The following is a 21,019-nucleotide window of genomic DNA, read 5'->3' on the forward strand; positions in this document are numbered from 1 at the left end:
GTGCTGCTCAAAAGCCGCTGGAAAAGACGATCCAGATGCGCACTCTTGAACGGGACCTGACGTTAAAGTCAAGATGCCTCTAGGGAAACCGGGGCCAGGAGAAATCGGGTGGCGAAGAAAACGAAAACCACAGACATGTTTGATGTCCTGATCGCAGGGGGCGGATATGTCGGGCTGTCTCTGGCAGTGGCATTGAAACAGGGTGATCCCGGATTGAAATGCGCCGTTGTAGATCCCAAGCCAATGAATCAACTTCACAAGGATCCCCGGGCATCGGCGATCGCGGCAGCTGCGTCCCGAATGCTGACCCAGCTGGGTATCTGGCAGCAGATCGAAGCCGAATCCCAGCCGATCAACGAAATGATCGTAACAGACAGCAAACTGCGGGACACGGTACGCCCCGTTTTTCTGACATTCGGAGGTGAGACGGCCGAGGGCGAGCCATTCGCGCACATGATGCCGAACGGCATCATGATGCCGGCACTCTATGAAGCTGCAAGATCTCTGGGCGTTTCCTTCTTTGCCCCGGGAACAGCCGAAACCTTTCGCACCCTTTCGGACCATGTCGAGCTCGAACTGGCGGACAGCGCGGTGTTGAAGGGGCGCCTGCTGGTCGCGGCAGATGGCGTCCGGTCGAAACTGCGGGATCTGGCCGGAATCCGCACGGTCAACTGGGACTACGGCCAGTCGGGAATCGTGACCACGGTCAAGCACGAGCGACCACATGGCGGCAGGGCGGAAGAGCACTTTCTTCCAGCTGGCCCGTTTGCGATCCTGCCCTTGCCGGACAACCGGTCGTCTCTCGTCTGGACCGAGAAAACACTGGATGCGGACCGTTTGGTGAAGTCGGACGATTTCACATTCGAACTCGAACTTGAACGCCGGTTCGGTCATCATCTGGGAACCCTCGAAGTAGCGGGCCCGCGACGGGCGTACCCTCTTGGCCTGAAACTCGCGCGCGATTTCGTCAAACCCAGATTTGCGCTGATCGGCGACGCAGCGCACGGCATTCACCCGATTGCCGGCCAGGGACTCAACCTTGGTTTCAAGGATGTTGCCGCACTAGCAGAAGTTCTGATCGATGCGCGCCGTCTCGGGCAGGACCTTGGCGCATTTGATGTTCTGGAAAGATATCAGCGCTGGCGGCGCTTCGACACATTCCAGATGGGGGTCGTGACAGATGTGCTCAATCGCCTGTTTTCAAACGACAGCGACGTTCTTCGGGCGGTTCGTGATTTTGGCCTCGGACTGGTGGATAGAATGCCGGGACTGAAAAGCCAGTTCATCAAGGAAGCCGCGGGGTTTGCAGGACCTGTACCGAAATTGCTTTCCGGGGAGCCAATCTGATAGGACTTGCCATGTCAGCTGTGGCGCAAGCCACCTGCCGAGGTTTCAATGCGACTGGATCTGCCTTGAATGAATGAAAAGCCCGAGGGTTACACCGCACCCCGTTCCATCCTGATTACCGGGTGTTCTTCAGGAATTGGTGCCGAAGCGGCGCATATCCTGCGTGGCCGGAACTGGCGGGTGTTTCCAACAGCTCGAAAACAGGAAGACATCGACCGGCTTTCCTCCCAGGGGTTCGAAGCTTTCCGGCTGGACTACGAGGATCCCGAGAGCATTCGTCAAACAGCGGATGCAGTCCTGAACCTGACCGACGGAAGGCTGGACGCCGTCTTCAACAATGGCGCCTATGCCATTCCGGGCGCTCTTGAGGATATTCCTCCTGACGCTCTCAGGACCCTGTTTGAAGCCAATTTTTTCGGCTGGCACGACCTGACGCGGCGCCTAATCCCGGCGATGCGGTCGAACAAGTCGGGACGAATCGTTCAGTGTTCTTCGGTACTCGGGTTCGTGGCACTCAAATTCCGCGGCGCATATACCGCATCCAAATTCGCGCTGGAGGCGTATACAGACACCTTGCGGCAGGAGCTCAAGGGAAGCGGTCTGCATGTTTCGCTCATTGAGCCGGGCCCGATCGACACCCGGTTCACGCAGAACGCACTCGCCAATTTTGATCGATGGATCGGTGAAGACGGACTGAATTCCTCGATATTCCGTGAGACCTATCTGAAGCGGCGGGTACGCATGGAGGCAGGAGAACCCGGACCGTTCAAATTGCCAGCGAACGCGGTTGTGAAACGGCTCATTCATGCTGTGGAAGCCAAACGACCTAAAGCGCGGTATCATGTCACGGTGCCGACCACAGTCATGGCAGTCGCGAAGCGGATGCTTTCCACCGGTCTTCTCGACCGGTTTTGCATAAAAGCTGCTGACGCGGAAGAATAACAAATAACACCTTGCCGCAAGATGTTGGTCTGACAGGGAAAAGACATGGCTGAACTCTTCAATATTCTCATTCCGGTCGGCATGGCGGCCGTGGCGATTGTGCTCTTTCTCGGCATCTGGAACATGTTCCGGAACGGCCCGGCGAATCGCTCGCAGATGCTGATGCGTTGGCGCGTCGGATTGCAGTTTCTGGTAATTGTACTGGTTATGGGTGGCCTGTATTTCTTCGGCTCCGGCCAATAGCGCGTTCGAACAGGCAGTAACGGGAGAAACGGAACAACATGGTTGTCCTGAACAAGATTTATACCAAGACCGGTGATGACGGCACAACCGCGTTGGGAACAGGTGAGAGGCGCCCGAAAAACGACCTGAGGATCGATGCCTACGGGACTGTGGATGAAACCAATGCCGTTGTCGGTCTTGTCAGGCTGCATACGTCGGGATCTGCGCCCGAAGTAGATCTGGTGCTGGGCCGGATTCAAAACGACCTTTTCGACCTTGGTGCCGATCTTGCAACACCGGAGACCGACCAGGATCTCGGATACGAGCCACTCCGCATCACAGACAGTCAGGTGACCGCGCTCGAGACCGCGATCGATGATCTCAATTCCGAGCTGACACCTTTAAGATCATTTGTGCTGCCGGGGGGAAGCGGCGCTTCTGCTCATCTCCACCTGGCGCGTACCGTCTCCCGCCGTGCGGAACGGCTGATGGTGGAACTGGCCCCCAATGAAAAGATCAACCCGGCAGCAATACGGTACATGAACCGGTTATCGGATTACTTCTTTGTCGCTTCCCGCTTTTTGAATGAAAAGGGCGAACAAGACGTTCTGTGGGTGCCTGGCCAGAACCGATAGACCCTGTTCCGGCATCCGTGGGAGACCGATTGTTGAATGTTTATTCCGCTTCATGATCAAAATCAGCTGGATCACGTACCGCGACCGTATGTGAATCTTGCACTCATAGCCGTTAACGTGGTCATTTTTCTGGGTTTTCAGGGTGCCGGAGAGCTGCAGGCGGTTGGTGCCTCTTCAATTTCCCACGGACTGATTCCAGTTGTCTTGTTTGATATCCGGGACCTGGCGCCCCAGTTTCAGGTATTGCCGGACTGGATGTCGCTGATCAGTTACGCATTCCTGCACGGCAGCTTCATGCATCTGATCGGCAATATGCTGTTCCTGTGGGTGTTCGGCGACAATGTCGAAGATGCCATGGGGCATTTTCGGTATCTTGTTTTCTACCTGGTGTGTGCTGTCATAGCTGGATTGGCCTACGCGGTTCTGGACCTGAATTCGGACACCCCGCTGATAGGTGCATCGGGAGCGGTTTCAGGTGTCGTTGCGGCTTATTTGATGCTGCATCCGCGGGTCAAGGTCTGGGTGCTGGCCTTCGGGCGTATCCCGCTGCGCCTGACGGCACAATGGCTCCTCGGCGCGTGGATTGTCTATCAGATATTCAATGCAATTGTTGCCGAGGACAGTCAGGTTGCCTGGATTGCCCATGTCGGGGGCTTGGTTGCAGGTGCCATCCTGATTGTATTCTTTCGCCGTAAAGGCGTGCCTCTATTCGACAGAAATCTGGACCCAACCGGGTAATCAGGCGGATTTCCAGACGGCATTTTCTGCGCGGCAGGCGACACCCTCGCGGTTGAGTGATTTTCCGGACGAAAGAATTATTTTTTCACTGTAGGACCGACAGTAGGTACCCTCGGTCGTTTTCCACGTCTTAAGCGGTGTCACGGATCCCTTTACCCCGCTTATCGGGTTTTGCCAGCGCGTCGCTTCGCCTGAAAGCGACTTTTCCAAAGCCAGCTGCAGTTTCTCGTTCGCCATTGAGCGATCGGTTGTTTCCAGTGTCGTCGATACGGAAGGGACAAGTGGCTCAGACTGATCCTGTGTGGACACCATCGTGCATGCAGGTGCCGCCGCCAAACATGCTGCTGCAAGCACGACCCTTGCAGGGAGCAGATTACCGTAATTTCCCAAGTTGATCCCGCCTCTTGGATCTATCGCCAGCCGCTTTGGATCGCCTCCCTTTCTTCGCTTCTGGACAAAGCGCCGCCGGAAGGCTCACTGTCGCCCCCAAACGCGGGGCCCCCAAATATACGCTCCATCAGACCGTCAGATCTAGACTTTTCTGAGGCAGATTCATTCGAATTTCCATTGGAATTTGACGGGGCTTTCTTTTGCCGATTGGACGTATCGCTCTCACCACCGCTGCCGCCGCCGGAACTGCCGTCGCCGCCGCCTCGTCCTCCGGTGTCACCACCGCCGCCACCGCCGCCGTTGCTTCCGCCGCCGCTGCTTTTGCCGCCGCCGCCGCCGCCTTCTCCCGATTGCGCAGCCGCAGCGATGGAGTCCTTCCAGTCAAACAAGGGGCTGAAGAAGACGAGAGAGAACACCACCGCCGAGGCCGCAACACCCGGCAGAATGCGGAACATCGCAGAGAGGCGGTCTTGCAATGAATTCTGACGGGCGTGTTTCATTGGGTTTCAGCTTTTCGGCAATTTGCTATGGTGACTAAGCGCAGGAACGGTTTTTCCCCTCGCACACATAACACGCGGTGGTCTCACTTCTTCCGCAGCATAAATCAAAAAAAGTCGGGATTGAAAGATCAGTTTGCGTGTTGTCCCTCTGAGAGCGGTTTTGCGGAGAACTTCTTGTCTGATGAAGCACTGAAAACGGAGATGATCCGTTTGCTCCCTAAATTGAGGAGTTTTGCATTGAGACTGTGCCGGAATCCGGATCAGGCGGATGATTTGGTTCAGACGACGTGCGAGCGTGCGATTCGGTCACTGGATCAGTTCGACCCCGCTACGCGTCTCGACAGCTGGATGTTTCGTATCCTGCAAAATCTATATTTTAATACTGTAAGGGACGGGGCAAACCGGGCCCGTTTGTTTGATTTGGCAATGATGGACTTTGAAGAAAGCTACGACGGCGCGAAAGCGGCTGCCAGCAGTCTGGAATTGCAGAAGGTTCAATCGTTCATCGGGCAACTTGAAGAGGACAATCGGGAAGTCCTTTTGAAAATTGCCATTGAAGGACAGAGCTACAAGGACGTAGCAGAAGAACTCGGAGTTCCGATCGGCACAGTCACCAGCCGACTCGCCCGCGCACGTTTGAAACTGAGAGAATTTCTGGAAGCAAAAGACACGGCACCAGGGGTCGCATTGCGCAGCATGCCAGGAGGTATGTCATGACATTTGACGAAAAACGCGAGCAAATACTGCTTGCAGAAAACATCGGCAGGATTCTGGACGGCGAAGGATGCCGGGAAGAACGTGTCGATCTTTTGAATGAAATCAACGAAACCGGCGAGGGCGATCACCTCATGCGATTGCTGGCGGAGGACAATGCGCTGTTGCAAAGGGCGCTTCCTGCCGACATTCCCGATGAAAGCATGGCCCGGTTTCGCGACGTTATAGACCGCGAGTTCGGCAAGCTCGATGGTGGGCAAGTCCCGCGATCTCAGCCATTCTGGTCGAGCCCGATGGTTCAGATTGCCGCAGCCGTGGTTCTGGTCGCAGGGACCTTCATGTTCACTGCTTTCTGGATGCAGAACCGCATGGACACTGCCGTTGCCTCGCTCGCGGCTCATATGGAGACCGAACGTATTCTGCTTACCCAGACCGTGCAGGAGGCCCTTGAGACCCGCGTCAGCGGTGAACCCGTCTATATCGGCCAGGACGGTGCCTGGACGGACGTGCTCACACCAATCAAGACATATAAAAGCAAAAGCGGGCACTGGTGCCGTGAATACACCAGACAGTCGAATTTCGGCAATCTTGACCTGACGATCAGGGGCACTGCGTGCAGGGACGAAAACGGCACGTGGACGACGGTTTTTGCTGAACCGGTCTCCGACAAGTTCGAGCCGCAAGGTGCCGACACCGGAATCTGACCAATCCGTTTTCATTTGAAACACGGGCGCGGCGGGCGATGTTCCGCCGCAATGCTGCATTGCGAACTATCATCATTGCGACGCATGTTTTTCCAAGCCCGGCAAATTTCGACGTTACACCCTATCGCGCAATTGACAGCCGCCCTGCCGGTAAGTACCGTCCCGCGCCATGCGCCACTATTGGCTAGTTTCCGCGGTTTGTGACATCAAGTCACTTCAGCGGGTGCGCCGGTTACTGCGGTGCGGTGAAAACCGCCCAGGAAGAGGTTGAGACCAAAATGAAAATCCTTGTGCCCGTGAAGCGGGTCATCGACTACAACGTTAAAGTCCGTGTCAAGCCGGATGGGTCTGGCGTCGATCTTGCAAACGTCAAGATGTCCATGAATCCATTTGACGAAATCTCCGTGGAAGAGGCTCTCAGACTCAGGGAAGCCGGCAAGGCGAGCGAAGTTATCGTCGTGTCCGTCGGACCGCAGCAGGCAACCGAAACCCTGCGTACAGGCCTCGCCATGGGTGCGGACCGGGGTATCCTTGTCAAAACGGATGAAATCACCGAGCCGCTGGCGGTCGCGAAAATTCTGAAGGCCATTGTCGAAGCCGAGGAGCCGGGTCTTGTTATCGTCGGCAAGCAGGCGATCGACGACGATTGCAACCAGACAGGTCAGATGCTGGCCGCCCTTCTGGGCTGGAGCCAGGGAACCTTTGCTTCCAACATCGAGCTTGGTGACGAAACGGCGGACGTCGTTCGCGAAGTTGACGGTGGATTGCAGACCGTCAAGTTGAAGCTGCCGATGATCGTCACGACCGACCTTCGTCTGAATGAGCCCCGGTATGCATCGCTTCCCAATATCATGAAGGCCAAGAAGAAGCCGATCGACGAGAAGACCCCCGAGGATTTCGGTGTCGATATCACGCCGCGGCTTACTGTTGTCACGACGACAGAACCGCCTGCGCGCGAGGCCGGTATCAAGGTGGCTTCGGTAACCGAACTGGTCGACAAACTGAAAAACGAGGCCGGCGTCCTTTAAGGACCCGTCGCAGGAGGAAAGAAAATGACAACACTTCTTGTGGCTGAACACGCCGGTGGTGCTTTGAACGATGCGACGTCGAAAGCTCTGACTGCAGCCGTTGCGCTCGGGTCTGACGTACACGTACTGGTCACCGGCAAGGGCATCCAGGGTGTCGCGGAAGAAGCCGCCAAACTGAGCGGTGTCGCAAAGGTTCTGGTCGCGGAGAGCGACGCCTTGGAGCATCAGCTTGCAGAACCGACTGCCGATCTCATTGTTGGTATGGCCGGTGATTATGATGCGATCGTCGCGCCGGCAACGTCAAACGGCAAAAACACGCTGCCGCGTGTTGCCGCACTTCTCGACGTCATGCAGATCTCCGATGTCACGGCCGTGATTGATGCGGAAACCTTCGAGCGTCCTATCTATGCCGGCAACGCGATGCAGACGGTCAAGTCTGGTGATCCGAAAAAGGTCATCACCGTTCGTACGTCGACATTTGCCGCTGCAGAAGAAGGCGGTTCCGCTGCCATCGAAAATGTGGCCGGTACGGATGGGACAGGTCTGTCGGAATTTGTTGGCGAAGAATTGTCGAAATCCGATCGTCCGGAGCTTACCTCGGCAAAAATCATCATTTCCGGTGGCCGCGCACTCGGCTCGGAAGAAAAGTTCCAGGAAGTCATCATGCCGGTTGCCGACGCACTCGGCGCGGCAGTCGGAGCGTCCCGCGCAGCGGTCGATGCCGGGTACGCACCCAATGACTGGCAGGTCGGCCAAACCGGCAAGGTGGTGGCACCGGATCTTTACATCGCCTGCGGCATTTCCGGTGCAATTCAGCACCTTGCCGGCATGAAGGACTCCAAGGTCATCGTGGCAATCAACAAGGACGAGGAGGCACCAATCTTCCAGGTTGCCGACTATGGCCTTGTTGCCGATCTGTTCGAGGTTCTGCCCGATTTGAAGGCTGCCGTGGAGTAATACCTGCGGCAAATTGATCACGGACCCCGGGGTGAATGCGAGTTTTCGCTCCGGGGTTCTTGCTGTTCGGCTCAAGACTTGCCAAAAATAGCCACAACCCGGTCCGCCGGGGTGTTTCTCATACACGGAAGTTCAGGATGGCAGTCGAAATCAAAAAAATCGGCGTGATTGGGTCAGGCCAGATGGGTAGCGGCATCGCACATGTGTGCGCACTTGCCGGCTACGACGTCGGACTGAGCGACATTTCGATGGAGCGGATCGAATCCGGGCTCGCCTCGATCAACGGCTATATGGCCCGTCAGGTCGGCAAGTCCCTGATAACCGAAGACCAACGGGCAGCAGCGCTTGACCGTATCAAGCCTGTGGAAGAGCTCGATCTTCTTGCCGACGCGGACCTTGTAATCGAGTCCGCAGTGGAAAACGAGCAGGTCAAGCGAAAGATTTTCGCGCAACTGTGCCCGATATTGAAACCGGAAGCCATTCTGGCAACCAATACCTCGTCGATTTCCATCACCCGGCTTGCGGCCACGACGGACCGTCCGGAACGGTTCATCGGTATTCATTTCATGAATCCGGTTCCGCTCATGGAGTTGGTCGAACTGGTCCGAGGCATAGCAACGGAAGACGAGACATTTGAAGCTTCCAGGGGCTTCTGCGATCGGCTCGGCAAGCAAGTTGCCGTTGCCGAGGATTTTCCGGCATTCATGGTCAACCGCATTCTGCTGCCGATGATCAACGAGGCAATCTATACGCTCTATGAGGGTGTCGGGTCTGTCGAATCCATCGACAAGGCCATGCGCCTTGGTGCAAATCACCCCATGGGTCCTCTTCAGTTGGCCGATTTCATCGGTCTCGACACCTGCCTGTCGATCATGCAGGTGCTTTATGAAGGCCTCGCAGACACCAAGTACAGACCTTGTCCCTTGTTGGTGAAATATGTCGAGGCCGGCTGGCTCGGACGCAAGACTCAGCGCGGATTTTACGACTATCGCGGCGAGATCCCGGTTCCAACCCGGTAAGGTGCATGAACCTCGCCCGCTACTGCCTGACGAATGCCGATGCGGATCCCGGCAAGACCGCACTGGAAGTCGTCGGGCCGGGCGGCGCAATACGCGAAACATGGTCCTATGGCCAGCTGACCGGCACAGTTCTTTCAGTTGCTTGTGGCCTGAGGTCCTCGGGCCTTGCAACCGGTGACAGGATCCTGCTCAGGATTGGGCACAGCAGCGATTTTCCGTTGATGTATTTCGGTGCGATTGCCGGCGGTTTTGTTCCCGTCCCGACCTCCGATCAACTGACTGCAGCCGAGACGGCCGGAATTCTTGCAGACAGCGGTGCAAGCCTTGTCATTCACGACAGGGAAGCGGTTTTGCCTGAAGACGGCACAGTTCCTTTTCTGGGACCGGAGGGGATCAGGGAACTCAAGACGTTCCGGGCAGGTGAGTTTGCAGATACCGGGCCAGATGATCCGGCATATCTGATCTATACATCCGGGACCAGCGGCGTGCCTAAGGGAGTGCTGCATGCCCAGCGAACCGCCCGGGCGCGATTGCCTGCGCATTCGGGCTGGCTGGGACTGGAAGCCGATGACCGCCTGTTGCATGCCGGCGCGTTCAACTGGAGCTACACGCTGACCGTCGGACTGATCGACCCATGGATCAGGGGTGCGACAAGTGTCATCTACCAGGGTCCGCGCGATCCATCCGTGTGGCCTGATCTACTCCAAACCAGCCGGGCAACCCTGTTTGCCGCGGTTCCGAGCCTTTACCGCCGAATCCTGAAATATTCAGATATCTCGCACACTTCCTTTCCAGCATTGCGGCACGGCCTGACCGCGGGAGAAGGCCTTCCCGCCGCACTTTACCGCGACTGGAAAGACCGGACAGGCCGTGAGTTGTACGAAGCCCTCGGTATGAGCGAAATCTCGACTTATCTGTCCAGCGGTCCGGGTGTCCCGGTGAAACCGGGTGCAACCGGGAAACCGCAACACGGGCGCAAGGTTGCTCTTTTGAACGATCGGGATGGTGCCCTGAGCCCGGCCGGGGTCGATGAACCGGGTTTGCTATGCGTTCACAGGGATGAACCCGGGCTGATGCTTGGTTACTGGAATCGGCCGGATGAAACCAAGGCAGCTTTTCGCGGAGACTGGTTTCTGACAGGCGACCGGATGCGGGAGGACGCCGATGGTTACTATTGGTATGACGGGCGTGCTGACGACCTGATGAACGCCTTCGGCTATCGTGTTGCGCCCGAAGAAGTGGAACGGGTTTTGACGGCGCACCCCGATGTGCATGAAGTCGCCGTCACCGAACTGGAAGTGCGGCCGGGCGTCAGCCTGATCACCGCCTTTGTCGTGCCACGCGATCCGGCGGAGTTCGACGAAGAAGCGCTTTCCGTCCACACTTCGCGACATCTTGCAGACTACAAGCGGCCAAAATTGTACAAGATCCTCGACCAACTACCTCGCACTCCGTCTGGCAAGGTTCGGCGCAAGGCCCTTGCAAGGACAGTTGAGGATGGAGCTTAAACATTTAACAAGACCAATAAATATCTGTTAACGCTTGCTTAAGCGCAGAGAGCTAATGTCGGGGACGATATTGGGAGCTCTCATGAACAGCGTTGGAATCGCCAACACATATGCAGCAACGATGCAGGCGCAGACCAGCCAGGCGCTGCAATCGGAAATGCTGAAAATTGCCGCCCAACAGGATGCCGGACTTGTCGCTCTGCTGCAGGAAGGTGCTGCAAACCTTCAGTCCACTCAGGCGGCTCCCGCCCCGGGTTTGGGAACGCAGGTCGACGTCTCCGCCTGAAAACCTTTCTTCCTTGAAAAAGTTAAGCTGTCCTTCGTGATTGATCCACGAACGCCGGCACGTGCAGTCTGTTTGCAAGGCCGGATCCCATTTGCATGAAACCTTCCGGCTCGCCCACCTGAAAAAGAAAGTAACCAACTCAGTATCTTGACTGTGCTTATTTCAACATTTAGATAAATTTCTGGTATTTCTTTAGATATATATGAAGTAACAAAGCAACTTAACTGTAAAATTTACCTTTCAATTCAATCCCCTAGGGCACAATGAAGTCAAATCGCAACGTGTATTTGGCTTAAATATGCCCGAAGCAATAGCAAGTTCAACATCCCAGGTATTCCAGCCTTCGCTTGGAACTCCGCGAACAGAAAAGATCGCGGAACAGGCGAAAGCGCTTGGAGCGCGCCAGTCGGAGGCTGCAGCCGAAGCTGTTCAGCGTCAGGCCGAGTTCAGCTCGAATCGCGCGGAGTTCCTGAGCGATCAGGCTCAAAAGCTGGAAAATCGTGCGCAATCGCGCAGCCCGGAAAACGGCCTGGGTGGCCGGCTGGATATCACCCTCTAGCTGCCTCGCGTAACCATGTCACAGGAGAATCAGGAATGGCGAGTGTCTCAGACAGCACATCAGCGTCCTACAGTGTTGCAAATATCCGCAACGAATTCGCCATCAATGCGGTGAAAGATCAGGCCGAACAGGAACGCGCTGTCGCCGACAGGCTAAACGACGCACAGGCAACCCAGGAAGAACAGCGTCGCGAGACACGGAAGATCCCTGGCCTGGGCGAAGCCGTCGACGTCACGGTCTAGGGCTTCATACGACTTTGGCGCGCCGGCCCTGTCAGCTCAATCAGCGCGCCATTTGGCCTGTGCGGGGAAGACCGCGAGCCTTACCGCAAGGACAAGCGACGTTTTTCAGTGGCACCGGCTCAGTGTCTTGTCAGCCAGAAAATCAGGTGCCACTCTTCCCCCGCGCGCTTTGAATGAGGGCCTTGGCTTCTCCGGAGGCCCATTCGGCCGGCCCGTACATCGTCCCGACCTCACAACCATCCGGATCGATGAGAATTGTCGTCGGCAACCCCGTTGCCCGGCTGACCCTGCGAAGAGCCTTCAACAATCCGTTTGAACTATCCTGATAGTAGGTCAGATTTGACACACCTATTTCGTCCAGAAATGCTTTCGGCTTGTCCGGACCTCCGCGGTCCAGATTTACCGCAACCACCTCGAAAGTCGGATCTCCAAGATCTGCCTGAAGCTGATCAAGCGCAGGCATTTCCTTGCGGCACGGCGCGCACCAGGTCGCCCATAGGTTGAGCAGAACCGTCTTGTCCTTGAAGTCGGCCATCGACATCGGTGCGCCTTCGGGTCCCTGGAAGGTAAGGTTTTTCAGGTCGAGTGGTTGGCTGGCCGGAAGAAAGGCAGCAACTTCGCCCTTGGCAAAGGGCTTGGCGGAAGCTGCGGCTGACAGGGCTGCGGAACAGCTTTGCGCACTTGCGATATTGCCATCGGGACCGGCGATCACGTATAGAGCCGCTAGGGCGGCTACCGCGCCTGCGAGCCCTGCGGCGACCAAGCCGCGCCTGGAGCTCTTTGCGGGTTCGGTTGGCTTATTCATTTCGTTCACACCTCGCAAGAGGCGCCTCTTAAGGGACAGGACATGAGCAATCGCATGTGGGGAGGCCGGTTCGCCGAAGGACCGGACGCCATCATGGAGGAAATCAATGCCTCCATTGACTACGACCGGAAGCTATATAAGCAAGACATCGACGGCTCGAAAGCCCATGTGCGCATGCTCGCAGAAAAAGAAATCGTCACCCGCGACGATGCCGAGAAGATTGTCGCCGGTCTAGACACAATTCTGTCAGAAATAGAAAACGGCGAGTTCAAGTTCTCGCGCGCCCTTGAAGACATTCATATGAATATTGAGGCCCGTCTGGCCGAGCTGATCGGTCCGGCGGCCGGACGCCTGCACACGGCGCGCTCGCGGAACGACCAGGTAGCAACGGATTTCCGGCTCTGGGTGCGCGATACGCTGGACACTCTCGATGAGCAACTGAGCGACCTGATGCTTGCTCTCGCCGAAAAAGCGGAGACGCATGCTGCCGACGTGATGCCGGGTTTCACACATTTGCAATCGGCACAGCCTGTCACTTTCGGTCACCATCTGCTTGCCTATGTCGAAATGTTCGCACGTGACCGCGGCCGGGTTCGTGATGCACGCAGGCGGATGAACGAATGCCCCCTGGGATCGGCTGCGCTTGCCGGCACCTCGTTCCCCATTGACCGGAAGCTGACCGCGGAAGCGCTTGGCTTCGACAGGCCGACTGCGAACTCGCTCGATGCCGTCTCCGATCGCGATTTCGTCATCGAGGCGCTGAGTGCCTCCGCCATGACCGCAATGCACCTGTCTCGTCTTGCCGAGGAGATCGTGATCTGGTGTTCGGCACAATTCGGCTTCGTGAAGCTGTCCGACAAGTTCTCCACCGGCTCCTCCATCATGCCGCAGAAGAAAAACCCGGACGCTGCGGAACTCGTGCGTGCCAAGAGTGGCCGCATCTACGGATCGCTGCAGGCGCTTCTGGTGATGATGAAGGGACTTCCGCTGGCCTATTCGAAAGACATGCAGGAAGACAAGGAGCAGGCATTCGACGGTTTGGCCAGCGTTTCCCTCGCGCTTGCCGCCATGACCGGCATGGTCAAGGATCTGGAACCTGTTACCAAGGCAATGAAAAAAGCCGCGGGATCGGGGTATTCCACCGCCACGGATCTGGCAGACTGGCTCGTACGGGTGCTGGGAATGCCGTTTCGTGATGCCCATCACGTGACCGGCCGGATCGTTGGTCTTGCAGTGGAAAAGGGTGTCGAACTGCACAAAGTCCCGCTGGATGAGATGCAAAAGGTCGATCCGAAGATCACCGGTGAAGTGTTTTCGGTTCTGTCCGTGGACAAGTCCGTCCGCAGCCGCACCAGCTTTGGCGGAACATCGCCGGTCAACGTGCGCAAACAGGCGCGCCGCTGGCTGAAGGAACTGTCCAGGGGATAGGTTCGGGACTGGCAATCTTCCCTCGTTGGCACCGGTGGCCTTGCTCAACGGTGTCTGTCATGCGAGGAGAAGACTTAAGAAGAGAATTCCGAGAAGGGCATTTGCGAATGACGATCCGGTTCAAATCACTGGCGCTGATCGGCCTCTGCCTGGGCGTGCTTCTGGCCGGGTGCGGCCGGAAGGGCGATCTGGACGTTCCCGGGACACCTGAAACACCGGAAAACGAAGCAGTTGATCCTGCCGACGCGCCGGCACCGCCGCAGCTTGAACCGGAAAGTGAGAACGATACCTTCTTTCTGGATTTCCTGATCAACTGACACTGAGCGCATGGAGTTCCGGAAATTCACCGGACCGATTGATAAGCGACAGCTCGACGAGGCACGTCTTGCATCATTTCGACTACAAGAATGGCGAACTTCATGCCGAGGATGTGGCGATTGAACGAATCGCCAGAGAGGTCGGTACGCCGTTTTACTGCTATTCGACCGCGACCCTGACCCGACACTATCAAGTGTTTGCCGGTGCGTTTGACGATATTCCCTCGTTGGTCTGCTATGCCATGAAGGCCAATTCGAACCAGGCTGTCCTGAAGACCCTGGCACAGCTTGGGGCCGGTATGGACGTGGTTTCGGAAGGCGAATTGCGCCGCGCCCGCGCTGCAGGTGTTGCACCCGCCAGGATCGTTTTCTCCGGAGTCGGAAAAACGGAAGCGGAACAGGCATACGGCCTGGAAGAAGACATCTTGTGTTTCAACGTGGAATCCGAACCGGAATTGCATCAGTTGTCCCGCGTTGCCACCGAACTGGGCCGGACCGCGCGCGTCTCCATGCGCATCAATCCTGACGTTGATGCCAGGACCCATGCGAAGATCGCAACCGGCAAGGCGGAGAACAAGTTTGGAATACCGTGGCAACGCGCCCGGGAGGTATATGCGCAGGCAGCAAGCCTTCCTGGGATCGAAGTGACCGGTATCGACATGCATATCGGATCCCAGATCACGGAGTTGCAGCCGTTTGATGATGCGTTTGCCCGTCTGGGCGAGTTGATTTCCGATCTGCGTGGACAGGGGCACAAGATTGACCACGTGGATCTGGGCGGCGGCCTCGGCATCCCCTACGTCACGGACAATGACCCGCCTCCGCATCCGGATGCCTATGCCGAAGTCGTCAAGAAACATGTGCGAGAACTTGACTGCAAGGTAATGTTCGAGCCGGGACGGCTGATCGCCGGCAATGCCGGTATTCTGGTGACAAGGGTCATCTACGTGAAGGATGGCGCAGGCAAGACATTCGTCATCGTCGATGGGGCGATGAACGACCTGATCCGCCCCACACTTTACGAAGCCCATCACGAAGTGCGGCCCGTCAGGGAAGATGATGGAACCCGGGAGCGAATCAAGGCGGATATCGTTGGTCCCGTTTGCGAGACCGGCGATTTCCTGGCGCAGGACCGCGACATGGCCGAAGTGGCTGCTGGGGATATGTTGGCGTTTCTTTCCGCCGGCGCCTATGGTGCGGTCCAGTCGAGCACGTATAATTCCAGGCTACTTGTCCCCGAAGTCCTCGTAAACGCTGATCAATTCGCGGTCGTTCGTCCTCGTCCGACATTCGACGACTTGCTTGGTCTGGATCAAATACCCGATTGGCTCAACGCTTCGTGACGAAGTCGACCTCGAATTAGTTGGTTCAAACTGTTGCCGGATTGCCTCCGATGCCTCACCTTATAGGGTGGAGGGCCGATCACGCAGCCGGTGTCCGTCTCATCGGCGACCGCGGGATATGAACCGGAGGTGCCTTTGAGCACGAACGACAGCGACCTGGAACCTGAACGGCAGAAAGACCCGGAGCCGTCCGGCTGGCGGCACTACATCCAGTCTCGCCTGGACACGCTTGTCAGGCAAAGCCGCGTTTCCTTGTTCCTGGAACGTTTCTGGCGCGCCTTGGTGCCGCTGCTTGTCGTCGTCGGCATATTCATCGGCCTGTCCTGGCTTGGTTTCTGGCTCGTCCTGCCTGCCTGGGCGGGACCGATCGGGATTATCCTGTTTGCCGCCGCCGCCATCTGGTCCGCCAGGGATCTGACCAGACTGTCCTGGCCGACGCGTGAAGACGCGCTCCAGCGCGTCGAGCAGTCATCCGGCTACCGTCACCGCCCGCTGACCGCGCTGGAAGACGATCTGTCTGTCGGTTCCGACAATCCGCAAACCCGCGCGATCTGGGCGCTGCACCAGCGCAGAACCGCCGAAGCCGTCGCTTCGATCCGCTCGAAAGCGCCTGACCCGCAAGCCTATCGCCGGGATCCGTGGGCTCTCAGGGTTCTCGCAGCGAGCCTGTTGCTGGTGGGACTGACGACCGCGAGCGGCGACTATATGGGGCGTTTGACCTCTGCTTTTCAAAATCCTTTCAAGACGGTCGAGCCACCCAGCCGGCTTGATGCCTGGGTAACGCCGCCGATCTACACAAGCGAACCTCCTATCTATCTGACCGGCGAAAGCGCCCAGTTGCGCGACCCCGGAACGCCGGTCTCCGTTCCGGAAGGCTCTATCCTCGTCGTGAGGTCGCAAGGCGCGCGCGAACTGGCAATGACATTTGCCGGACCGGACGATGCCGAGCCGCTGGTTGTGGATCCGGAAGAAAACGCGGAAATTGCGGATCCGGGCGTTGCCAGGCTGCTTCCGGTCGAGCGGCGCCTGAAACTCGAAACCACCGGTATCGTGGAGCTTTCGAACGGCGAGGAACCGTTCATGAGCTTTGTCTTTGCGGTCAGACCTGACGACGCGCCTGAAATTCGCCTCGTCGATGACCCTGAAGAGCAGCTCAGCGGTGCACTGAAATTCTCCTATCTGGTGAATGACGATTACGGTGTCGTTGCCGCCGAGGGGCGAATAAGGCCGCTCCCCAATCCTGATCATGTGGATCGTGTCCCCCGTCCGCTGGTCGAGGCACCCCAGTTTCCCTTGTCGCTTCCGCCACGAACCGGCACGGCAAAAACCGCGGAAACGATCCGCGACCTGACGTCTCATCCCTGGGCAGGCTCGGAAGTCGATCTGACGCTGCTCGCGCGCGATCAGGCCAGCCAGGAAGGCACGTCTCCGGTCTATCGGATCACGTTGCCCCAGCGCCGTTTCGGCAAACCCCTTGCCCGTGCGATTGTCGAACAACGCCGCAATCTGGCACTTGATGCACAAAACCATGCGCAGGTAATCACCGCCATGGACGCGCTTATGCTGGCACCGGAGCGATTCAATTTCAAAGCGCGCAACTACCTCGGCATGCGCTTTGCCTACGGAGAACTCGTGCGCGCGCAATCCGACGAGGATCTCAAGGCAATGCTGCCTCTGTTGTGGGATCTTGCGCTGTCCATTGAGGATGGCGACCTGTCTGCAGCCGAGCGCAAATTGCGGGACGCCCAGGAAGCGTTGCGGAAGGCACTGGAAGAAGGTGCGAGCGACGAGGAAATCGCCAAGCTGACGCAGGATTTGCGCGAGGCGCTCAACGAATACATGCAGGCACTGGCTGAACAGATGCGGCAAAACCCGCAGGCTATGCAGCCGTTTGATGGCAACCAGCAGACCCTTAGTCAGCAGGATCTGAGCGAGATGCTGGACCGCATCGAGGAACTGGCAAAGACCGGGTCACGGGATGCCGCCCGCGAGCTTCTGGCGCAGATGCAGCAAATGCTGGAAAACCTGCAGGCCGGGCGACCGCAGATGATGCCCAACGGCATGAACAGCGAAATGATGGAGATGCTCAATCAGCTCGGCGAGATGATCCAGCGCCAGCAGCAATTGATGGACGAGACCCACCGGTTCAACCAGGACCAGCAGCGCCAGCGCGGCGATCAGCGCCAGCAGGGCCAGCAACAGCAAGGTCAGGGTCAGCAACTCACCCAGGAGCAGCTGGAACAGATGCTGCAGCAACTTCAACAGGGTCAGGGTGATCTGGCGCAGCAGCTTCAGGAACTGATGGAACAACTCGGCCAGAACGGTATGGGCGAGAATGAAGCTCTCGGCCAGGCCGGCGAATCCATGGGTGATGCACAGCAATCCCTTGGCCAGGGCCAGGGTCAACAGGCACTCGGTGAGCAGGGAGACGCGCTGGACGCACTCCGGCGTGGTGCGCAAGGCATGACCGAGCAGATGATGGGCCAGGGCGAAGGGGCAGGAAACCCGAACGGACCCTCGCCCATGGACGAAGATCCACTCGGCCGTCCGCGCCGTGCAGAAGGACCGGATTTCAACAATCGGGTACAGATTCCGGATGAAATCGACGTTCAGCGCGCACGGCGGATCCTGGAAGAACTGCGCAAGCGCTTCTCCGATCCCTCCCGACCCAAGCTGGAACTGGACTATCTGGAACGGCTTTTGAAGCGGTATTGACGGGTAGCCCGGGCAAGTGCTGCCAGTGGCCAACGAGGACGATGTTCAGATTGACTGGAATGGCAAACAGCCCTGAAACGTAGGCAAGCACAAAAAAGTGTGCCGCTTCGAACCAGCAGAATGTCGAGATTCAAGGAAGCGATTGCGCCTCAATCATCAGTCCAAATCGGAATGTCTATCGGATACCTTGTCGTGTTCGCATCCAACCGATAAGCCGGTTTTCAACACCACGTTTAGGCTGAAACCTCCTTGGCATCGGCAAGCGATGCCGTGTCGATGGCCTCATGCTGACCAGATCCAGTTGAAAAGGCCCGGGTTGAGATGCCCGTATGCGGGTCGCAGAGGCATATCGACAATTTGGTCAAAAACTTCCCTGAAGGCGGACTTTTCATCTGAGGCCTGGGTGCCGTTCTCGAGTTGCGACCAGGAACCGAATAGAGAAAGCAGATACAAATTGTACTGCTGACGCTTCAGCTGGAATTCGTCCCAGGTCATCGACGGCACTGATCGCCCTATGGGAAACTCAGGCGGCACCTGGATGCCGCTTTCGAATTCGTCGATCAGATAAGTTCCGCTTTCCGGATAGTCTGGCGCCACAGACAATTTTCGGGTCGGCACATAAATCCTGCGATCGTTGATCGGTCCGCCGACCACATAAAGAAAATAGTCGATGCGCATGTTGTTTGAACTGCCAGACAGGACTGGCAACGACAGGGTCATTGCGCCTGGAAGATCCTGTTCCAGATAGATCACGGATTTGAGAGCGTGCTCAACTTCAAAGAAATCAATCGAAATCATTGCTACTGCTACCAGATTGGATCGTCGGTGATCGCTACTGTCTTTCCAGGATTGAGCGATGCTTCATATTGACCTGCAGGGACCAATCGGCCTGCCTGACCGGTGCCTGTATCGTTGATGATGTAGTGCGTAACCCTTCCACTGGAATTGCGAACGACTCCCGTGGTCAGGACCGCGTGGCCGCCAGTTTGTCCGGTGTTCCAAAGGGCCCCAGGGTCATGACTGGCAATGACCCCCTTGCCTTCAGACAGAGCCTTTCGAATAGCCTGCGGCGTGCTCGGATGCGCGCGGGCGGGAATCCCTTGGGAGGCTAGAATGTCGGCCTCTCCCACGCCTGCCTTTGTTCCGGTTGCAGGATTATATACACCACGATTGATCCCGATCTGTTCCATTTCTGCCTGACTTAGATTTCGTCCCTTCACAGCTCTGATGACTTGTTGACACGACTGCACTCCGCATGCGTTTCCCGTTTGCAGACCAGGAAAGTTCCGCTTCGCTGCCCATTGCTGAACCCGTCCATAAATCGGCCCGCTGCCTGCAAGCCGGGCACCAAGGTACCCTCCGAAGAAACCCATGCCGAAACCGAGCAGTTTCTGTCCGGCCGACCCTTGCCCCCAGATCTTTCCCCCAAGCCAGGTTCCACCGGCACCGAGCCCGAATGAGCCGGCCAGACCTCCCGTCAGTCGGAGCGCGGTGATGACCCGCATGCCACGCCCTGCCAGCGAAATGGCAGCTGCTCCGCTCACCAGTCCAAGGGCAAGCACACCCATTTCCAGCCAGAACGGAACTTCTGCGCTGATTTTGGCATATTGGGTTTTGCCGCCCCCGATAATCACCGTCAGGCAACCTTCGGAAATGACAGCACTGCAAGTCAGCTTGTCGTCTTTGCGAGCTGCCGGAAACCTTTGAACGAAAACCGTCTTGCTGCCTTCGGCAATCGGCATGCGCGGATGTGGCGGTGTCGGTGAAAACGGAATTCCGGAACAGTCCCCCATATCCGCCAATGCACGCGCCGCGTTCTTCCTCCCGATGATGACCGTTGTGGAACACGGAAGGGATATGGCGCCGGTCTTGAAGGTGAACAGAGATCCGAGCAACTGGCCGGCGGATGCCCCCAGGGAGGCTCCACCGGCCGCTGCAACAGCAATCGCCGCGACCGCCGCGCCACCTGTCGCAACGATTGCCGCACCCACGATTGCGCCGACGACAAGGCCGCCGATCAGACCGGCAAGCGCGGAGGTGTGAGAAATCGGGTCGCGGGCTCGTGCTGCCTCCGGCATGACATACCCCGTTCAGGTTCGAATTGTTGCGTGAAAGGATCTATTGCGCCCGCTCGGGCATCAGGTGGCAGGAGTGCATGAAGCGCAGCACACTTTCCTTGTCCGGCGACGTGAAGGGGCCAAGCCGTGAAAACGTTGCGCAAAGGACATGGTTCTGACCTGGAAAATAGACCTGGCACTGCGTCATTGGTCCCCGCTCAGAGCGCCACGAAAACTCGCACATGTAAGCTCTGCCGTGTTCGACCTCCATCCATTGCGCCCACGACATCGCGAACTCTGGAAAACTGTCCGTGAGCTGGCCGAGTGCCTTCTTGATCTGACCTTCTTCCGAAAGGGTCGGGTCAACCGGTTCATGCGTCAGCACGAGTGTGAAAGGACAGTCCTCAACGGTCTCATCTGAAAAAATATGGATCGTCCGGTCAGTCATCGTGTCCGGAAGATCAAACACATAATCGTATGCTCGTTTCATCAATGGGATCACCGTATAAATGCGTTGGTTTTCAAAAACTGTTTTTGTTTGCCGGCAGCAGCATGGCTTCAAC

24 protein-coding genes are annotated in these 21,019 nt (G+C 57.3%); 18 read left to right on the top strand and 6 right to left on the bottom strand.

Features of this window, described 5'->3' with window-relative positions:
• Positions 1-108 precede the first annotated feature (108 nt).
• The 5 genes from ACO6TI_RS04230 to ACO6TI_RS04250 all read left to right on the top strand — a co-directional run bounded on the left by ACO6TI_RS04230 (position 109) and on the right by ACO6TI_RS04250 (position 3,884).
• Complete coding sequence (locus tag ACO6TI_RS04230; protein ID WP_422384412.1) at positions 109-1,347, top strand: ubiquinone biosynthesis hydroxylase; 1,239 nt, start codon at positions 109-111, stop codon at positions 1,345-1,347.
• Positions 1,348-1,416: 69 nt separating this feature from the next.
• A complete protein-coding gene (locus ACO6TI_RS04235; protein ID WP_196900189.1) occupies positions 1,417-2,289 on the top strand; it encodes an SDR family NAD(P)-dependent oxidoreductase in 873 nt (290 codons plus the stop codon).
• 45 nt (positions 2,290-2,334) lie between these two features.
• Positions 2,335-2,532, top strand: a complete 198-nt coding sequence (locus ACO6TI_RS04240) for a twin transmembrane helix small protein (protein WP_055115104.1) — start codon at positions 2,335-2,337, stop codon at positions 2,530-2,532.
• 38 nt (positions 2,533-2,570) lie between these two features.
• On the top strand, positions 2,571-3,146 hold the full coding sequence (locus tag ACO6TI_RS04245) for a cob(I)yrinic acid a,c-diamide adenosyltransferase (protein WP_055115106.1): 576 nt from the start codon (positions 2,571-2,573) through the stop codon (positions 3,144-3,146).
• A gap of 36 nt (positions 3,147-3,182) precedes the next feature.
• Positions 3,183-3,884: a rhomboid family intramembrane serine protease gene (locus tag ACO6TI_RS04250; RefSeq protein WP_196900187.1), complete on the top strand. Its 702-nt coding sequence runs from the start codon at positions 3,183-3,185 to the stop codon at positions 3,882-3,884.
• On the opposite strand, the gene ACO6TI_RS04255 is transcribed toward ACO6TI_RS04250, so the two are convergent.
• Both ACO6TI_RS04255 and ACO6TI_RS04260 read right to left on the bottom strand, forming a co-directional pair.
• Positions 3,885-4,274, bottom strand: coding sequence for an RT0821/Lpp0805 family surface protein (locus ACO6TI_RS04255; RefSeq protein ID WP_209004682.1), 390 nt, complete (start codon positions 4,272-4,274; stop codon positions 3,885-3,887).
• A 20-nt stretch (positions 4,275-4,294) separates the two neighbouring features.
• Positions 4,295-4,774 (bottom strand): hypothetical protein, encoded by a 480-nt coding sequence (locus tag ACO6TI_RS04260; protein WP_422384413.1) that lies wholly within the window; start codon positions 4,772-4,774, stop codon positions 4,295-4,297.
• Between the two features lie 120 nt (positions 4,775-4,894).
• On the opposite strand from ACO6TI_RS04260, the gene ACO6TI_RS04265 reads away from it, so the two are divergent.
• The 9 genes from ACO6TI_RS04265 (at position 4,895) to ACO6TI_RS04305 (ending at position 11,791) form a co-directional block, all read left to right on the top strand.
• Entirely contained in the window at positions 4,895-5,491 is a 597-nt protein-coding gene (locus tag ACO6TI_RS04265) for an RNA polymerase sigma factor (protein WP_209003633.1), read from the top strand.
• Positions 5,488-6,192: a hypothetical protein gene (locus ACO6TI_RS04270; protein WP_104703243.1), complete on the top strand. Its 705-nt coding sequence runs from the start codon at positions 5,488-5,490 to the stop codon at positions 6,190-6,192. The genes ACO6TI_RS04265 and ACO6TI_RS04270 overlap by 4 nt, the downstream gene beginning before the upstream one ends.
• A 278-nt stretch (positions 6,193-6,470) precedes the next feature.
• Positions 6,471-7,220: an electron transfer flavoprotein subunit beta/FixA family protein gene (locus ACO6TI_RS04275; protein WP_029062809.1), complete on the top strand. Its 750-nt coding sequence runs from the start codon at positions 6,471-6,473 to the stop codon at positions 7,218-7,220.
• A gap of 24 nt (positions 7,221-7,244) precedes the next feature.
• Positions 7,245-8,177: an electron transfer flavoprotein subunit alpha/FixB family protein gene (locus ACO6TI_RS04280; protein ID WP_055115116.1), complete on the top strand. Its 933-nt coding sequence runs from the start codon at positions 7,245-7,247 to the stop codon at positions 8,175-8,177.
• Between the two features lie 137 nt (positions 8,178-8,314).
• A complete protein-coding gene (locus ACO6TI_RS04285; RefSeq protein WP_055115651.1) occupies positions 8,315-9,196 on the top strand; it encodes a 3-hydroxybutyryl-CoA dehydrogenase in 882 nt (293 codons plus the stop codon).
• Positions 9,197-9,201: 5 nt separating this feature from the next.
• The gene (locus ACO6TI_RS04290) at positions 9,202-10,704 is read left to right on the top strand and encodes a class I adenylate-forming enzyme family protein (protein ID WP_422384414.1); all 1,503 of its coding nucleotides are present in this window, start codon (positions 9,202-9,204) and stop codon (positions 10,702-10,704) included.
• 82 nt (positions 10,705-10,786) lie between these two features.
• Positions 10,787-10,990, top strand: a complete 204-nt coding sequence (locus tag ACO6TI_RS04295) for a hypothetical protein (RefSeq protein ID WP_055115119.1) — start codon at positions 10,787-10,789, stop codon at positions 10,988-10,990.
• Positions 10,991-11,288: 298 nt separating this feature from the next.
• The gene (locus ACO6TI_RS04300; protein ID WP_029062804.1) at positions 11,289-11,549 is read left to right on the top strand and encodes a hypothetical protein; all 261 of its coding nucleotides are present in this window, start codon (positions 11,289-11,291) and stop codon (positions 11,547-11,549) included.
• A gap of 35 nt (positions 11,550-11,584) precedes the next feature.
• Positions 11,585-11,791 (top strand): hypothetical protein, encoded by a 207-nt coding sequence (locus tag ACO6TI_RS04305; RefSeq protein WP_055115121.1) that lies wholly within the window; start codon positions 11,585-11,587, stop codon positions 11,789-11,791.
• A 142-nt stretch (positions 11,792-11,933) separates the two neighbouring features.
• Here the strand turns inward: ACO6TI_RS04305 and tlpA are convergent, their stop codons facing one another.
• Positions 11,934-12,596 carry a thiol:disulfide interchange protein TlpA gene (gene tlpA, locus ACO6TI_RS04310; RefSeq protein WP_055115123.1) on the bottom strand — a complete coding sequence of 221 codons (663 nt, stop codon included), beginning with the start codon at positions 12,594-12,596 and terminating at the stop codon, positions 11,934-11,936.
• Between the two features lie 42 nt (positions 12,597-12,638).
• On the opposite strand from tlpA, the gene argH reads away from it, so the two are divergent.
• From argH to ACO6TI_RS04330, 4 genes are all read left to right on the top strand, one after another.
• Complete coding sequence (gene argH, locus ACO6TI_RS04315) at positions 12,639-14,024, top strand: argininosuccinate lyase (RefSeq protein WP_350184632.1); 1,386 nt, start codon at positions 12,639-12,641, stop codon at positions 14,022-14,024.
• A gap of 107 nt (positions 14,025-14,131) precedes the next feature.
• Complete coding sequence (gene lptM / locus ACO6TI_RS04320; RefSeq protein WP_055115127.1) at positions 14,132-14,341, top strand: LPS translocon maturation chaperone LptM; 210 nt, start codon at positions 14,132-14,134, stop codon at positions 14,339-14,341.
• 68 nt (positions 14,342-14,409) lie between these two features.
• Positions 14,410-15,684, top strand: a complete 1,275-nt coding sequence (gene lysA / locus ACO6TI_RS04325; RefSeq protein ID WP_422384415.1) for a diaminopimelate decarboxylase — start codon at positions 14,410-14,412, stop codon at positions 15,682-15,684.
• A gap of 129 nt (positions 15,685-15,813) precedes the next feature.
• Positions 15,814-18,399, top strand: a complete 2,586-nt coding sequence (locus ACO6TI_RS04330) for a TIGR02302 family protein (protein ID WP_235808772.1) — start codon at positions 15,814-15,816, stop codon at positions 18,397-18,399.
• 282 nt (positions 18,400-18,681) lie between these two features.
• On the opposite strand, the gene ACO6TI_RS04335 is transcribed toward ACO6TI_RS04330, so the two are convergent.
• The 3 genes from ACO6TI_RS04335 to ACO6TI_RS04345 are packed head-to-tail and all read right to left on the bottom strand — an operon-like array spanning position 18,682 to position 20,946.
• On the bottom strand, positions 18,682-19,197 hold the full coding sequence (locus tag ACO6TI_RS04335) for a hypothetical protein (RefSeq protein ID WP_422384416.1): 516 nt from the start codon (positions 19,195-19,197) through the stop codon (positions 18,682-18,684).
• A gap of 8 nt (positions 19,198-19,205) precedes the next feature.
• The gene (locus ACO6TI_RS04340) at positions 19,206-20,477 is read right to left on the bottom strand and encodes a PAAR domain-containing protein (protein ID WP_422384417.1); all 1,272 of its coding nucleotides are present in this window, start codon (positions 20,475-20,477) and stop codon (positions 19,206-19,208) included.
• Positions 20,478-20,517: 40 nt separating this feature from the next.
• Complete coding sequence (locus ACO6TI_RS04345) at positions 20,518-20,946, bottom strand: DcrB-related protein (RefSeq protein ID WP_422384418.1); 429 nt, start codon at positions 20,944-20,946, stop codon at positions 20,518-20,520.
• Positions 20,947-21,019 lie beyond the last annotated feature (73 nt).

The sequence above is a fragment of the Roseibium album genome, from assembly GCF_965233825.1.
Classification (GTDB): domain Bacteria; phylum Pseudomonadota; class Alphaproteobacteria; order Rhizobiales; family Stappiaceae; genus Roseibium; species Roseibium album.